We start from the raw sequence: 14,399 nt of genomic DNA, 5'->3' as shown, positions 1-14,399 counted from the left end.
CTATTATGACTCACGAAACTGAAAATTACCTGAAAGGTTGACCGTTTATCCTCAGGCAACATTCAGCGGGCACTCATCCCAAATTTATTTTGACATGTCACAATACTAGACATGAACAATCTAAAGGAGTGATTGAGTTTGAATAATGCTAAACGAAGGATTGATTTTGTCCTTCTACCGATTGTAGTTCTTGCAGCAATCTTGAACGCATACGGCATTTGGAACGACCAATATGCCAATTCCTATTACACGACTGCAGTGGGGAGCATGCTGAGAAGTTTCCATAATTTTTTCTATGCATCCCTTGACTCGGCTGGTTCAGTAACGGTCGATAAACCGCCTGTTGTTTTTTGGATTCAGACTGCATTTGCATATGTATTCGGTCTGCATGGATGGAGTGTGATTTTACCTCAAGTCCTCGCAGGAATTGGTGCGGTACTGCTGATCTACTTCATGGTTAAGCCCTCTTATGGACTTGCGGCAGCACGAATTGCTGCACTGGTCATGGCGACTGTACCGGTTGTTGCAGCTGTCAGTCGGACGAACAATATTGATACTATGCTCGTGTTTACTTTACTGCTCGGATCATGGTTTCTATTTAAAGGTGCAAAACAAGGCAGTGCATGGCGAGTATTAATAGCCTTTGCGCTGATCGGACTTGCTTTTAATATGAAAATGCTTCAGGCCTATATGGTTCTTCCAGCATTTTATTTGTTTTACCTGCTCGCTTTTCAAGCAAAATGGCGAAAGAAACTGGTCTTGTTAGTAGGGAGTACGGCTGTAATGGCGGCTATTTCCTTATCGTGGGCGGTCACTGTAGATTCTATTCCAGCCGATGAACGACCTTATATCGGAAGTAGTGAAACGAATTCGGTGCTCGAACTCGCTTTTGGTTATAACGGACTATCCCGGCTAACTGGTAGGCAGAATACTGCAGCTAATGCTGGTATGCCTGACGCATCCAATGTCACCAATCCCCGAAGAAACGGGGGCGATTCGGTATCGACACAGACATCGAATCAGTCCGGAACGGACGGTAACAGCGGAATGAATTTCCCCCAAGGAAATGAGATGCCTAATGGCTTCACCATGCCGCAGGGAGGATTCGGTGGTGGAGGTGGAATGGGTGGCATGTTTGGCACAGGTCAAGCAGGACCATTACGTCTGTTCCAAACCGAACTATCCGGTCAGGCTAGCTGGTTATTACCGTTGGCTCTATTGGGTTGTATTGCAATTTTAACTAGATTAAGACGCAGAAACAGCTCGGATCAAATGAAAGAAGCGATATTCTGGCTTGCGTGGTTGTTGCCGGTAGCGGCATTTTTCAGTGTCGCAGGCTTCTTCCATCAATACTATCTGATTATGCTAGCACCTCCAATAGCTGCATTAAGCGGTGCTGGATTCGTAGCAATGTGGAAAGCGTACCAGGAACGAACCACTTGGCGAGCATGGCTGTTGCCACTATCTGTGCTATTAACGACCATCTTTGGATGGTACATTATGCAGGCTTTTGATGAAACCATTGGTGTAGGGTGGTCAATCAGCGAGCTGATCGCCGGAATTATAGTGACGGTTGCTTTGGTCATCATGATGAACCGTACACATCCTTGGAAAGAGGCACTCGTTATCGCAGGTTTCATGGTTACCCTGATCGGTCCTGTCTATTGGGCATTTACGCCAATTACATATGGTGGCAATAGCATGATCCCAGCCGCTGGTCCTAGCGGTTCCAATGGAATGTTTGGCGGTATGAGCATGGGTGGCAGACAGGGTGATCGCAACAATGCAATGACTCCACCGAGTGGGCAAGGAGATACAGAGCAACAGTCTCCATCGTCTGCTGGAGATTCGAGCCCAAATAATTCAAATGTAGGAACACCCCCGTCTATTGGAGGTGGCATGAATGGTACGGGCAATGCACAAGGTATGCCTACGGGTGGTGGACGTGGCGGTTTTGGTAATCGCAATGAAGAGATAGACAGCACGACTCTTCAGTATTTGCGAGAACATAATACAGGTGAGACCTATCTGTTTGCGACGTCTGACTATAATCAAGCAGCCCCATACATTATTGATGAGAATGAAGCGGTCATCACATTAGGGGGCTTCTCTGGTTCTGATCCAGTGTACACAACAGAGCGATTAGAACAGCTTGTGAAGAGTGGGCAATTGAAATACTTCATGATTGGCGGAGGAATGGGCGGCCGTGGAGGCAACTCCGAGATTACGAACTGGATCATGGAGCATGGGACGGAAGTACCTACATCTGAGTGGAGATCCAATTCCGATGAAGGTGGCGGCTTCGGTAATCAGTCTACGTTATATGAAGTGAAATTGTGAGTTACAAATGAAATGAACGTTAAGGAACAAACAGCGAGGGATCTGCCCTTGAAAATATAGGCGTGTAATGATCAAAAGGAGGGAACGATCATGAGTAGAGCCATTCACTACAGTGTCATCATCCCGATGTACAACGAAGAAGCGGTCATAGAGGAAACGTATCGCCGTCTGAAAAAGGTCATGAGTAGTACAGGGGAACCCTACGAGCTGTTATTTGTCAATGACGGTAGTGTGGATCAGAGCGCTCAGATGATTCGGGATTATGCGCGTTGGGACGAAAGTGTGAAATTGATTGATTTTGCCCGGAATTTCGGGCATCAGATCGCCATAACAGCAGGCATGGATTATGCAGCGGGAAGAGCAGTAGTCATTATTGATGCGGATCTTCAGGATCCCCAGAACTTATTTTAGATATGATTGCTAAGTGGAAAGAAGGCTATGAGGTCGTCTACGCCCGTCGTACGAGACGAAGCGGAGAGACTCCATTTAAGAGGTGGTCGGCAAGTCTATTTTATCGTGTGCTACGTGCCTCGACGGATACCGATATTCCCGTGGATACTGGAGATTTCAGGCTGATTGATCGCAAAGTATGTGATGAGATGAAGCGACTTCCAGAGAAAAATCGTTTTGTGCGTGGGCTAGTGAGTTGGGTAGGATTTCGTCAGACAGCAATTGAGTACGAGCGAGATGAACGTCTCGCTGGAGAGACTAAATATCCATTGAAACGAATGTTGAAGCTTAGTCTAGATGGCATTACGTCCTTCTCCTACAAACCACTCAAGATTGCAGGATATGTGGGAGTGATCCTATCCATAGCAGGATTTATCTATATGGTTAGCGTTATTGTGTCTGCTATTTTTACTGATTCTACAATGAAGGGTTGGGCTTCCATTGTCAGCATCATGCTGATGTTTAACGGGTTTATTCTTATAATGCTGGGCATTCTGGGTGAGTATGTCGGGCGAATCTATGATGAAACGAAAGCCCGTCCGTTATACATCGTGAGGGATGTGTATCAAGTAGAAGCTCCGTCCAGACAGGGACATCTGACAGGCAGAATTGCGCATCATGATTAAACGATTCACGACGATAATTAAATTCGGTATTGTTGGCATCTTGAACACTGGGGTCGATGCTGTAGTATTCGCGGTTCTCGCTTTTGTAGGTGTGCCAGCGATGGTTGCCCAGGCGATATCATACAGTTGTGGAATCGTGAACAGCTACTGGTGGAATAATCGGTGGACCTTCCGTGATGTAAAGAGTCAAGCACAGCATAAACGAATCGTCCGATTCCTGATTGCCAATCTATTCGTTCTTATATTGTCATCCTTGATTATATATGTAGCCCATAGCTTGTGGAGCTGGAGTCTTGTGAGCAGTAAAGCGGCAGCGACGCTACTTGGCATGTTGATCAACTATGTTATTAGTCGGTATTGGGTGTTCAGATCATCATCTGAGGCAGCTAACGACGTGTCCATTGGGACAAATGAAAGGAGAGAGCATTCCTATGAGAATTAAAAAGGCGGTTATTCCCGCAGCCGGTCTGGGTACACGATTTCTACCAGCGACGAAGGCTCAGCCGAAAGAAATGCTGCCGATTGTAGATAAACCCGCTATTCAATATATTGTAGAAGAAGCCGTGCAATCTGGCATTGAAAATATCATTATTGTTACGGGGCGCAACAAAAAATCCATTGAGGATCATTTTGATAAATCAGTTGAGCTTGAGCAATCATTATACGCCAAAGGGAAACAGGCCTTGTTAGATGAGGTGAGAGCGATAAGCGAGCTAGCAAGTATTCATTTTATCAGGCAAAAGGAACCGTTAGGACTGGGTCATGCGATTGGATGTGCGCGTCAATTCGTTGGAGATGATCCATTTGCCGTGTTGCTTGGCGATGATATTATGGTGTCAGATCCACCTGCGCTGGCACAGATGATTCGTTTATTCGAGAAAACAGATAAGCAGATTATTGGTGTTCGTTCCGTGCAGACAGCAGATGTGGGTAAGTATGGGATCATAGCTTCGAAGGGGGCAGAGCATGGCGTTCATCGGGTTACAGATTTGGTCGAAAAGCCTTCTATTGCTAATGCACCCTCTCGCACCGCAGTGATGGGACGATATATCCTTAAGCCATCCATTTTTCCCATCTTAGATCGAATCGAGACTGGAGCAGGCGGAGAGTATCAACTAACAGATGCTCTAAAAGAAGTTAGCCAGGAGGAAGATCTGCTGGCATTGGAGCTTGCAGGTCGTCGGTACGATATTGGAGATCAATTCGGATACATCCAAGCTATACTGGAAATCGGATTGATGCGCCAAGAATTACAGCCCATGTTGGCTCCATATCTACGCAACCTGGCAACGCAGTGGGCTTGATCATTTGGCAGAAACTAGACGCTGATTCTGTCGTTTTTGGATAAAAAATAAAAAAGGGTTTACTTCATAACCGATCTTTTGATATTATAATCGCAATATCAAATGCATTGAAGAGACGAGTAGACTAAAGTATTCTTTTGGCAGAGAGCTCCGGTAGCTGAAAAGGGGTAAAGAATTTTTGGTTGAATAAAGACTCAGAGCAGCACATCGGAACTTTATGAATCTATAAAGGGATGGTGTGACAGGAGCTCCTGTTACAGAGCTAGAGTGTAAGTAGGCACAACGTACATTGGCGTTGTCGTTCTTAACTCAAAGAGGCTAGTATGGTGACATATTGGCGAATCTGGGTGGTACCACGAGTGATCCAATCTCGTCCCTGAGACTTCGGTCTTAGGGGTGGGATTTTTTTGGTTTTTCCAAGGTGAAGTTTACACGCTTTGGTATTACCTGAATAGGTTTTAATAAGGGAAGAAACAAAGCGTCAGAACAACCAATTAATGAATATCAGAGACCCAACATTCAACTTACACCGAAAGGAAATGATGATATTATGTCAGCAAAATTGAAAGTCGGCATTGTCGGAGGAACAGGAATGGTAGGTCAGCGTTTTGTGGATCTGCTTAATGGTCATCCATGGTTTGAAGTAACAGCGATCTCAGCAAGTGCAAACTCCGCAGGTAAAACCTACGAGGAATCGGTTCAAGGTAGATGGAAACTGACAGCTCCAATTCCCGAAGGTGTTAAACATATTGTTGTTCAAGACGCTTCCCAAGTTGAAGCATTCGCAAGTCAGGTTGACTTTATCTTCTGTGCGGTTGATATGAAGAAAAACGAGATTCAAGCGCTTGAAGAGGCTTATGCCAAAACAGGCACACCGGTTGTATCTAACAACTCTGCTCATCGCTGGACAGCAGATGTACCGATGGTTATTCCTGAAATTAACCCAGGTCATCTGGAAGTCATTGAAGCGCAAAGAAAACGTCTGGGCACTTCGACTGGATTCATTGCGGTGAAACCGAACTGCTCTATTCAAAGTTATGTACCCGCACTGCACGCTTTGCGTGAATTTGGTCCAACACAGGTTGTAACTTCCACCTATCAGGCAATTTCGGGAGCAGGCAAAAACTTTACGGACTGGCCAGATATGCTGGACAATGTTATTCCTTACATCGGTGGCGAGGAAGAGAAAAGTGAGCAGGAGCCGCTTCGCATCTGGGGCAGTGTTGAGAACAATCAGATCGTGAAAGCATCTTCACCACTGATCACAACGCAATGTATTCGTGTTCCGGTAACGGATGGACACTTGGCTACAGTCTTTGTTAACTTTGAGAACAAACCAAGCAAAGAACAGATCTTGGAGCGTTGGTTGCAATTCAAAGGTCGTCCGCAAGAGCTGGCTCTGCCAAGTGCACCAAAACAGTTCATCACATACTTTGAAGAAGAAAATAGACCACAAACGAAACTGGATCGTGACATCGAGCATGGAATGGGTGTATCCACAGGTAGATTGCGTGAGGATTCCCTCTACGATTACAAATTCGTTGGACTGTCCCACAACACACTCCGCGGTGCGGCTGGCGGTGCAGTATTGATTGCTGAGTTGCTTAAAGCTGAAGGTTACATTCAGCCGAAATAATTCGGAAGCAACTTGTCATAAAGGATTGAAGAAAAACCATCACTAGGTGATGGTTTTTTGTCGTTTACAGGTCAACCTTTAGATTGCCCAGCATTTGGGCAACTTCAGGATCGTCGACGGACATGAACAGACTTTCGCCTCTATCCAGTGTGGAGATCATTGTCATATCTTCCGAGCTTAATTCGAAATCAAAAATGTTAAAATTCTCGACCAGACGCTCTTTGCGAACGGATTTGGGAATGACAACAATTCCATTCTGCACGAGTGAGCGCAGTACAATTTGAGCGACCGTTTTCTTGTGTTTATCCGCGATAGAGGTCAGTAATACATTGCTAAACAAATTATTGCGACCTTCGGCGAACGGTGCCCACGATTGATGCTGAACGCCATGCTCTTTCATAAAAGCAGCATTTACGATCTGCTGTTGGAATGGATGGGTTTCAATCTGATTGACTGCAGGCACGATTTCGTTATGAAGGATAAGATCCATCAAACGGTCTGGCAGGAAGTTACTGACGCCAATGGCCTTAATTTTGCCTTCTCGGTACAGCTCTTCCATTGCGCGCCATGCGCCGTAGTAATCACCGAAGGGCATGTGAATCAGATACAGATCAAGATAATCAAGCTGTAGCTTCTGCAGGGATTTGTAGAAGGCAAGCTTGGCACTTTCATAACCTGCATCCTGAATCCACAGTTTCGTTGTGATAAATAATTCTTCCCGCGGCACACCGCTACGCTTAATTGCGCGTCCAACAGCCTCTTCATTCATATAACCAGCTGCGGTATCAATTAGGCGATAACCAGCCATCAGTGCTTCATATACCGTGTTCTCACATTGTTCAGCATCAGGGACTTGATACACCCCGAAGCCGATGATTGGCATGTTCACGCCATTGTTCAATGTTACAGTTTGCATATAGATTCCTCCTAAGGATGTTGTAATTTTACTGCAAATGATCAGATTATTTCACCCGAATGTAGGGGTGATGCAGAGGGGCTTCCGCTGCTGATCGGCTTGCGTTACAATAAGCCTATTACCTTCGTGTAACACGAAGTCAAGCGGGTATCCTAATTTTTTTACGAGGAGGATTACATATGTATACCGTTCAAGATGCAGCTTTAATTACAGGGCTTACGGAGCATGCTGTTCGCTTCTATACAGACAAAGGTCTGGTGCCGAGCGTTCAACGGAACAAAAACAACATCCGGCTGTTTGACGAGGAATCCATCAATTGGCTGCACGGGGTTAGATGTCTGAAGCAGACGGGATTACCAATCGAGAACATCAAAACATATGTTGATCTCTGCCTGGAAGGTGATTCAACCGTCCCGCAGCGTCTCGCGCTTATGATGGAGTATAAGGAGGCAGCGCTAATTCAGCTGGAAGAGGCGAAGCAGCGCGTTGCCCATCTGGAAGAGAAAACACTCCACTATCAAGCCATCCTGGAACGCGGCATTCCGGACATGACCAACCCTCGTACTTGGGAAACGAATCGGGAGGAATCAACGGATTGTCCAGCCTCTCGCTTGGCAAATAACAGTGTTTCAGCTGTCCAAGCTTCGGGTCAATGCCCGGCAGCAGCGATGCAGCAACAAATCAGCAGCGTATCTTAAATTCACTTCAAGCTAACAGCGTATCCTCATAATGCTTTACAGTCAGTCAGATGAATATGTTGTTTCAAACCAAGTAAAAAACGCCGACATGTATTGTCGGCGTTTGGCATTATGATACATCATCGTACGATGTTATTACGCAGCGGATGTCTTATCTGACTTCTGTAGTAGCTGAGAACGACGACCCAATAGGTACCCTGACAAGGAAGCGAGCATCTGCTGGAACACCATACCGAGGACAACGGGAACGGCAACAGGTGGCGGGAAATAAGTAACAGCGAGTACCGCGCCAGCACTAATGTTACGCATGCCTCCGTTGAAGACCAATGCGACCTGATCGGCCTCATCCCATCCTAGTACTCGGGCAATGAAATAACTTAGGGCATAGCCGAATGATGCGAGAAAAACAATAATCACTGCAAGACCAGCTAACTTCCAGTTGAAATTAGCCAAGTAAGGTGCAACTACAGAGCCATTAATCGCCACAACGGCTGCCATAAATAGTTTGGATAACGGATTCAATCTTGGTCCCCAGACGGGAACAATTTTGCCCTTGGTCCATTCATTCAATAGCATGCCGAGCAATGAAGGGACAACGATCATCCAGAACAGGCTGCTCATCATGGCAGCGGTATCCAATGATACGTTTGTGCCGATCAACAGTGACAGCACCCCTGGAACTACAAAGGGAGCAAGCATTGTATCAATGAGGATGATGGATAGAGTCAGTGCAATGTTGCCTCGATAGATACTGACCCAGATGAAGCTGCTAATACCTGTTGGAATAACTGCGGCTAGAACAAGCCCAGTAATCGTATATGCATCGGTTGGGAAAACCAAATGACCCATACCTAGCGCGATTACAGGCATTGCTAAATGTAAAATAAACAAACAAACAAATAACGGAAAAGGCTTCTTCAGGACATTCAGAAAATCTCGTATCCCCAGACTGATACTTCCCGCAAAGGTCATGAAGGCAAATAACCATGGTGACAAAAAGGTATAAGAAGAAAGAAAACTACCGCATAGTACACCAATAACAATACTGACTGGAGTAATGAGTGGCATAATGCGGTTCAAGCGTTGATTCAAAGCTTGAAGCATATGCAAGACATCCCTTTATCGTATGATGATTATATTATACATCTTAATTGACATAAATGGAGGCTACATTTGCCATGAGGTGTGTTAAACAGCCATCATGGAGGTGAAAATGACTTTAAATTTTATTTTTAATTTTAGAAAAAAGGAGAGATTTCATGATCAAAATTAGAAAACCAAGCTGGATGCTGACAGGGCTTCTTGCTTCGAGTCTTTTCGTAATTTCCGCCTGCTCTGTCGTTGAACAAGCCAATGAAAGTTTGAATTACGTCAGTGGAGCTACAGAATATATAGAACAAGTATCCAGCGCGGGAGCCGAGCTTCAGCAGCTTGCTTCCCAAGCGGTTAATAATGCTGAGGTAACCACTCAGATTCAAGAGAAGATCGACCACATTCAGGCTGAAGCTAGTGAGTTCTCACAATTAAATGCACCTGCAATTGGCGAGAGTATTCATGAAAATTTGGTGGGCTATAATAATCAACTTACGGAAGTCATCAACCAATGGGAAACGACAATTGCGGAGCAAGGGTTCACAACTGAAAATTGGGAGAAGACAGGGATACCTGAATTAATCTCCAATATCAATAGTTTGAGTGACCCGCTAAGTGGTCTTCAGAATGAGTAAAAGGGGATACTCCGACTATGATATGCTGTGATGCAATACTCTAGCTCATGATCTAACCCGTTATTGGCTTTTATGGAAGGCATGAATATTAATTTTGGGTAAAAGTTACACTAAGGTGTAAATTGTATTCGAGATCATGTAACCAAAGGAGACCTATTTATGGCTGAACATCATGGAAAAGTTATTATTATTACAGGTGGAGCAAGTGGTATTGGTAGAGAAACAGCGCTTCAACTTTCAGACCAGGGAGCAACGATTGTTGTTGCTGATTTCAACGAAGAAGGTGCCAAGCAGGTTGCTGCTTCGATTGAAGCAGGCGGTGGAACAGCAGCGGCATACAAAGTAGATGTATCCAAAGGCGATGAGATCAAAGCTCTTATCGATTGGACAGTTGATAAATTCGGCACACTCAGTGGTATTTTCAATAATGCCGGAATTGGGCTTGTAAAACCTTTTCTGGAGATGGATCCAGAATCCTATCACAGAGTCATCGATGTAGACCAGCATAGTGTTTACTATGGGATGTACTATGGTGCGAAGAAGATGGTTGAATTGAACGTGCCAGGAACCATTGTTAATACAGCCTCCATCTATGGAAGTGTGGCAGCAGTAGGGAGTTTCAACTACAATGCGGCAAAAGCAGCTGTTGTGATGATGTCTAAATCCGGAGCACTTGAACTCGCAGAGCATGGCATCCGTGTAGTTGGAGTTGCCCCGGGCTTCATTAATACACCCATTCTTGGTGACAATCAAGAGGTAAAGGATGCTCTCGCTTCGCAACATATGAGTGGTAAACTCATTCAGCCTGAGAAGGTTGCGAGTGTCGTTACATTTTTGTTCAGTGATGCAGCAAGTGCGGTGAATGGATCGACAGTTGCAGTCGATGATGGATTCCTGAGCTTCAAAACGAAGTAAGGTGGAAGGCGAACCTTACTTAAAAAAGAATCAAAAAAACGGTGCTGAACGATTAATCGTTCGCACCGTTTTCTATTTATCTTAATCATATACATATGAAAGAAATGTTATGGCGTCAGCGTAGATCGTGATACAATAAACGGATATGTTTTATCATTTTGTGGTGTCATAAACAATGCGTACACCAAGCGAGCCATAGCTCTCTTCCTTGTACTGACATTTAGAACAAGCTTTTGTAGAGCACACGGCATCGTGCTGAACTTGTAATTTTTCGTTACAGTGCGGACAATTGTTATCAAAAAGAGTCTTCAACACGTTGAACATGCTTAATCACTCATTTCGGATTAATTTACTTGGGATTATTATAGCCGATTTTGGGGCAGACGTATACTGTTTTAATTATATTTTTTACGGGATTTTGAAAGGGAGAAAAAACCGATGGATGTCATGCTTTTTATCATCATGTTTATACTTGGTCTAACGGGTTCATTCTTCTCCGGGCTGTTAGGTATAGGCGGAGCAATCATAAATTACCCACTTCTGCTGTATGTTCCTTCACTCGTAGGTTTGCAGCCTTTCACGGCACATGAAGTATCTTCAATTAGTATGTTTCAGGTGTTTTTTGCCTCATTATCCGGGGTGGTTGCCTATCAGCGAAAACAAAGACGTACACCGCATCAGAGGTCGTTTATTCATCGAGGTCTAGTCGGTTATATGGGAAGCAGCATTCTTGTGGGCAGTCTAATCGGTGGATCGGTATCCGGTTATCTGAGCGAGCAAGTCATTAACCTGATCTATGGAATTTTGGCGGTGATTGCGATTGTACTTATGCTGATCCCTAGTAGAGGAACGATGGATAGCTCTGATGATCTTGAATTTAACAAAGGCATTGCAGCAGTCACTGCTGGGGCAGTTGGCATCGTCTCCGGTATCGTAGGAGCAGGTGGCGCCTTCATTCTAATTCCCATTATGCTTACCGTACTCCGTATTCCCATTCGAATAACAATCGCTTCCTCGCTTGCGATCGTATTCATATCTGCCATTGGGGGCGTTCTCGGCAAAATTTCGGGAGGGAATATACCGCTTGAGCCCATCATATATACTGTCATTGGCAGCTTGATTGGCGCTGCACTGGGTTCCAGAGTAAGTTCGATGATCAATGTAAAATGGCTAAGATATGGATTGATTGTGCTCATCGCTTTTACTGCGGTGAAGGTGTGGTCTACCATTTTATAAATGTTATCTGCAGTAGGTTGAACAATACGTATCAATTTCGTAACCAAAATGTGATTTCGCCGTATACCAATTAAGAACATGAGCTGACGAAATTAACACTAATAGAAGTTGAGGTATTTCATCCTATGAATAACGCATTGATTGAGCGAGTTGATGCAGAGTATGGGCAAGCTGAACAAAAGGCAGCTCAGTATTTTGCTTCTCTCCATAAACAGCTTATGAATCATACGTATACGACTGAACTTACACAAGACATTCATTTATGGCAAAAGAAACACATTCACCGCTACCCCTGGTTGTCCTTCCTATCACGAAGCAAACGAAAACCAGACACCCAGGACGTGCAACGTTATATTCACTGGTTGAATGTGTCGGGGAAAATAGACGATTATCTAGATCGCAGTATTTCTTATATTTATATGAGAGACTTAGGAAAAGCACTGGATTCTACGGATACACAAGCTCGTATTCAGCGAGTTGTTCAAGATACGAAACGGTACTTCTTACAATCTGCATCCCAATCGAACAGAGAGCCGGATTATATCAGTCTGGCTGCGTTATATCGCTGGTCTCAGAAGGAGAATGTAGAATCTGCGGTCATCTGGGTAATGAACAAACTGAAGAGTGTGGCAGCCAACATTCCTGAGGAATTGGATGCTGAGAATGCACAGCGTAAGCTGATCAAAATCATTCTTGGTGTTGTGCTGCACGTTACGGACGATATGAATGCAGAGACACCCTCAGACGAACGCGCTCAGCGATTAGATGCAGCTATCAGATTAGGATATTCTTACGGATTAACCTATCCTTTTATCGATGATTTGCTGGACTCGCAGGCACTCACTGTAGAAGAGAAGGAACAGTATTCTCTTATGATCCGTGAAGCACTCCTGACAGGTGTTGTTCCAGACATCGAAGAGTGGAAGGGGGAGCATCATGAAGTCATTCGATATGTGCATGGGGAGTTACGCGAGGCATTTGAGTACATTCATAATTATCAGCGACCCGAGACGCAGCGTACCTTTTTGCAGCAATCTTATGTGTTCTTCCAATCCCAGGAGATAGATCGCGCCAAAACGTTATCAAACGCTCATTACTCAAATGAGGAATTATACATTCCGATTATTATCAAGTCTTCATCTTCACGATTGATTGTTCGTTCGGTGCTTAGTGCGCCAGAGGATGAAGGGTTTGATCTACGTACCTTCTATTATGGGATCTATAATCAACTCGCGGATGACTTTGCCGATATGTTTGACGATCTGGAGGAGGGGGCAGTTACCCCGTACACATATTATCTGACGTATCGCGATCAGCGACCGGATCTCATTAATCCTTATGAGCTGTACTGGACTGTAATCTCGCATCTGATTCATGAGGTATATCATTCAGATGATCAGACGCGTGAGGTCATACTCGACCGTGCCATCAATGGACTTAAGCGTTGTAGAGAACGTCTGGGTCAGCCTAAATATAATGAACTTATGGACATTCTGGCATCCGGCCAACCGGAGTTCAATCGACTTGTGCAGAAAATGGTACAGAAAGCCGATGATGTCGATTTCCTGGATAAATTACTTCGTGATCAAGTCGTCATTCATCTACGGCAGGATAAGATCGAAAAGCAAGAGTTTGTAGATACGATTCGCACAGTTCGTGAACAGATTAATCAGGAGCTACAGATTTCTAAGCCAAATGGACTTCATGCAATGAAAGAAACCCTTATTGATGCGGCGAACTACAGCCTACAGGGTGATGGGAAGCGAATAAGACCGATTCTGACCTGGGTCATGGGAGTGCGTGAATACGGATTGCAGGAAGCAGCGATTGTACCGCTCTTGCGATCTCTCGAATATATGCACACTGCTTCGCTTATTTTTGATGATCTGCCTACGCAGGATAATGCACCCACACGTCGGGGGCGCTCCACATTGCATCACTTGCATAATAGTGCAACAGCGGAGCTAACGGGTCTGTACTTGATCCAAAGAGCCATTGGAGAGCAATCCTCGTTGGATCGTTTCGATCCGCAAACGGTACTTTCACTCATTCGCTACTCTGCACAAAAAGCGGAGGATATGTGTATGGGACAGGCGATGGACTTGAATTCCAAAGGCAAAGTGCTGAACCTGGAGCAACTGAACGAGATCTGTTTTTACAAAACAGGCATTGCGTTTGAAGCTGCACTCGTTATGCCAGCTATTTTGGCACAGGTATCTGAATCTGAGATCAACATATTGAAAAAATTCGCCTATCATGCGGGTATCGCTTTTCAAATTAAGGATGATCTGCTCGATCTGGTTGGAGACCATCTGGTGCTCGGCAAACCTGCAGGTCAGGATGTTCGGAATAATAACTCTACCTTTGTATCGATTCTTGGTGAAGAAGATGCCAAAAAGGAGATGTGGGAACACTACTGCCAGGCAACGGATGCACTGCATGAGATGCGTAAGACCATTCCTTTTCTCCGACATTTGTTAGACTATATCATTGGGCGTGAACGGTGAGCCACAGCAGCAACAACAGTAGAGTGAAGAACCGCCTTTAACAT

The 14,399-nt window shown here is 44.8% G+C and carries 11 protein-coding genes, 1 pseudogene and 1 other annotated feature; of the genes and pseudogenes, 10 read left to right on the top strand and 2 right to left on the bottom strand.

Going from position 1 to position 14,399, the window contains the following annotated elements; genetic code table 11:
• The first annotated feature begins 138 nt into the window (after positions 1-138).
• The 5 genes and pseudogenes from DMB88_RS17510 to asd all read left to right on the top strand — a co-directional run bounded on the left by DMB88_RS17510 (position 139) and on the right by asd (position 6,356).
• Positions 139-2,340 carry an ArnT family glycosyltransferase gene (locus tag DMB88_RS17510; protein ID WP_128102392.1) on the top strand — a complete coding sequence of 734 codons (2,202 nt, stop codon included), beginning with the start codon at positions 139-141 and terminating at the stop codon, positions 2,338-2,340.
• A gap of 90 nt (positions 2,341-2,430) precedes the next feature.
• Positions 2,431-3,416: pseudogene (locus tag DMB88_RS17505) on the top strand (glycosyltransferase family 2 protein).
• On the top strand, positions 3,409-3,858 hold the full coding sequence (locus DMB88_RS17500) for a GtrA family protein (protein ID WP_128102391.1): 450 nt from the start codon (positions 3,409-3,411) through the stop codon (positions 3,856-3,858). Before DMB88_RS17505 ends, DMB88_RS17500 begins: the two are co-directional and overlap by 8 nt.
• Complete coding sequence (gene galU / locus DMB88_RS17495) at positions 3,848-4,720, top strand: UTP--glucose-1-phosphate uridylyltransferase GalU (RefSeq protein WP_128102390.1); 873 nt, start codon at positions 3,848-3,850, stop codon at positions 4,718-4,720. The genes DMB88_RS17500 and galU overlap by 11 nt, the downstream gene beginning before the upstream one ends.
• A gap of 98 nt (positions 4,721-4,818) precedes the next feature.
• Positions 4,819-5,101, top strand: a binding site (T-box leader).
• A 169-nt stretch (positions 5,102-5,270) separates the two neighbouring features.
• The gene (gene asd, locus DMB88_RS17490; protein WP_128102389.1) at positions 5,271-6,356 is read left to right on the top strand and encodes an aspartate-semialdehyde dehydrogenase; all 1,086 of its coding nucleotides are present in this window, start codon (positions 5,271-5,273) and stop codon (positions 6,354-6,356) included.
• Positions 6,357-6,420: 64 nt separating this feature from the next.
• On the opposite strand, the gene DMB88_RS17485 is transcribed toward asd, so the two are convergent.
• The gene (locus DMB88_RS17485) at positions 6,421-7,272 is read right to left on the bottom strand and encodes an aldo/keto reductase (protein ID WP_128102388.1); all 852 of its coding nucleotides are present in this window, start codon (positions 7,270-7,272) and stop codon (positions 6,421-6,423) included.
• A gap of 179 nt (positions 7,273-7,451) precedes the next feature.
• Here DMB88_RS17485 and DMB88_RS17480 point away from each other — a divergent pair, with 179 nt between their 5' ends.
• The gene (locus DMB88_RS17480) at positions 7,452-7,970 is read left to right on the top strand and encodes a MerR family transcriptional regulator (protein WP_128102387.1); all 519 of its coding nucleotides are present in this window, start codon (positions 7,452-7,454) and stop codon (positions 7,968-7,970) included.
• 135 nt (positions 7,971-8,105) lie between these two features.
• Here DMB88_RS17480 and DMB88_RS17475 read toward each other — a convergent pair whose 3' ends face one another.
• Positions 8,106-9,074: a bile acid:sodium symporter family protein gene (locus tag DMB88_RS17475; protein ID WP_128102386.1), complete on the bottom strand. Its 969-nt coding sequence runs from the start codon at positions 9,072-9,074 to the stop codon at positions 8,106-8,108.
• 155 nt (positions 9,075-9,229) lie between these two features.
• On the opposite strand from DMB88_RS17475, the gene DMB88_RS17470 reads away from it, so the two are divergent.
• From DMB88_RS17470 to DMB88_RS17455, 4 genes are all read left to right on the top strand, one after another.
• Positions 9,230-9,697 carry a DUF6376 family protein gene (locus tag DMB88_RS17470; RefSeq protein WP_128102385.1) on the top strand — a complete coding sequence of 156 codons (468 nt, stop codon included), beginning with the start codon at positions 9,230-9,232 and terminating at the stop codon, positions 9,695-9,697.
• A 159-nt stretch (positions 9,698-9,856) separates the two neighbouring features.
• Positions 9,857-10,612 carry an SDR family NAD(P)-dependent oxidoreductase gene (locus DMB88_RS17465; RefSeq protein WP_128102384.1) on the top strand — a complete coding sequence of 252 codons (756 nt, stop codon included), beginning with the start codon at positions 9,857-9,859 and terminating at the stop codon, positions 10,610-10,612.
• A 438-nt stretch (positions 10,613-11,050) separates the two neighbouring features.
• Entirely contained in the window at positions 11,051-11,848 is a 798-nt protein-coding gene (locus DMB88_RS17460; RefSeq protein WP_128102383.1) for a sulfite exporter TauE/SafE family protein, read from the top strand.
• Positions 11,849-11,973: 125 nt separating this feature from the next.
• Positions 11,974-14,355 carry a polyprenyl synthetase family protein gene (locus tag DMB88_RS17455; RefSeq protein ID WP_128102382.1) on the top strand — a complete coding sequence of 794 codons (2,382 nt, stop codon included), beginning with the start codon at positions 11,974-11,976 and terminating at the stop codon, positions 14,353-14,355.
• The last annotated feature ends 44 nt before the right edge of the window (positions 14,356-14,399 follow it).

The organism is Paenibacillus sp. DCT19, assembly GCF_003268635.1.
GTDB lineage: Bacteria > Bacillota > Bacilli > Paenibacillales > Paenibacillaceae > Paenibacillus.
Note: the sequence above shows the minus strand (reverse complement) of the source record. Positions and strands in the feature narration are given on the sequence as shown.

Excerpts from the sequence above, each read along its gene's own strand:
- DMB88_RS17480 (WP_128102387.1), top strand. The coding sequence starts at position 7,452 with ATGTATACCGTTCAAGATGCAGCTTTAATTACAGGGCTTACGGAGCAT.
- DMB88_RS17475 (WP_128102386.1), bottom strand. The coding sequence starts at position 9,074 with ATGCTTCAAGCTTTGAATCAACGCTTGAACCGCATTATGCCACTCATT.
- asd (WP_128102389.1), top strand. The coding sequence starts at position 5,271 with ATGTCAGCAAAATTGAAAGTCGGCATTGTCGGAGGAACAGGAATGGTA.
- DMB88_RS17470 (WP_128102385.1), top strand. The coding sequence starts at position 9,230 with ATGATCAAAATTAGAAAACCAAGCTGGATGCTGACAGGGCTTCTTGCT.
- DMB88_RS17500 (WP_128102391.1), top strand. The coding sequence starts at position 3,409 with ATGATTAAACGATTCACGACGATAATTAAATTCGGTATTGTTGGCATC.
- DMB88_RS17460 (WP_128102383.1), top strand. The coding sequence starts at position 11,051 with ATGGATGTCATGCTTTTTATCATCATGTTTATACTTGGTCTAACGGGT.
- DMB88_RS17485 (WP_128102388.1), bottom strand. The coding sequence starts at position 7,272 with ATGCAAACTGTAACATTGAACAATGGCGTGAACATGCCAATCATCGGC.
- DMB88_RS17455 (WP_128102382.1), top strand. The coding sequence starts at position 11,974 with ATGAATAACGCATTGATTGAGCGAGTTGATGCAGAGTATGGGCAAGCT.
- galU (WP_128102390.1), top strand. The coding sequence starts at position 3,848 with ATGAGAATTAAAAAGGCGGTTATTCCCGCAGCCGGTCTGGGTACACGA.
- DMB88_RS17465 (WP_128102384.1), top strand. The coding sequence starts at position 9,857 with ATGGCTGAACATCATGGAAAAGTTATTATTATTACAGGTGGAGCAAGT.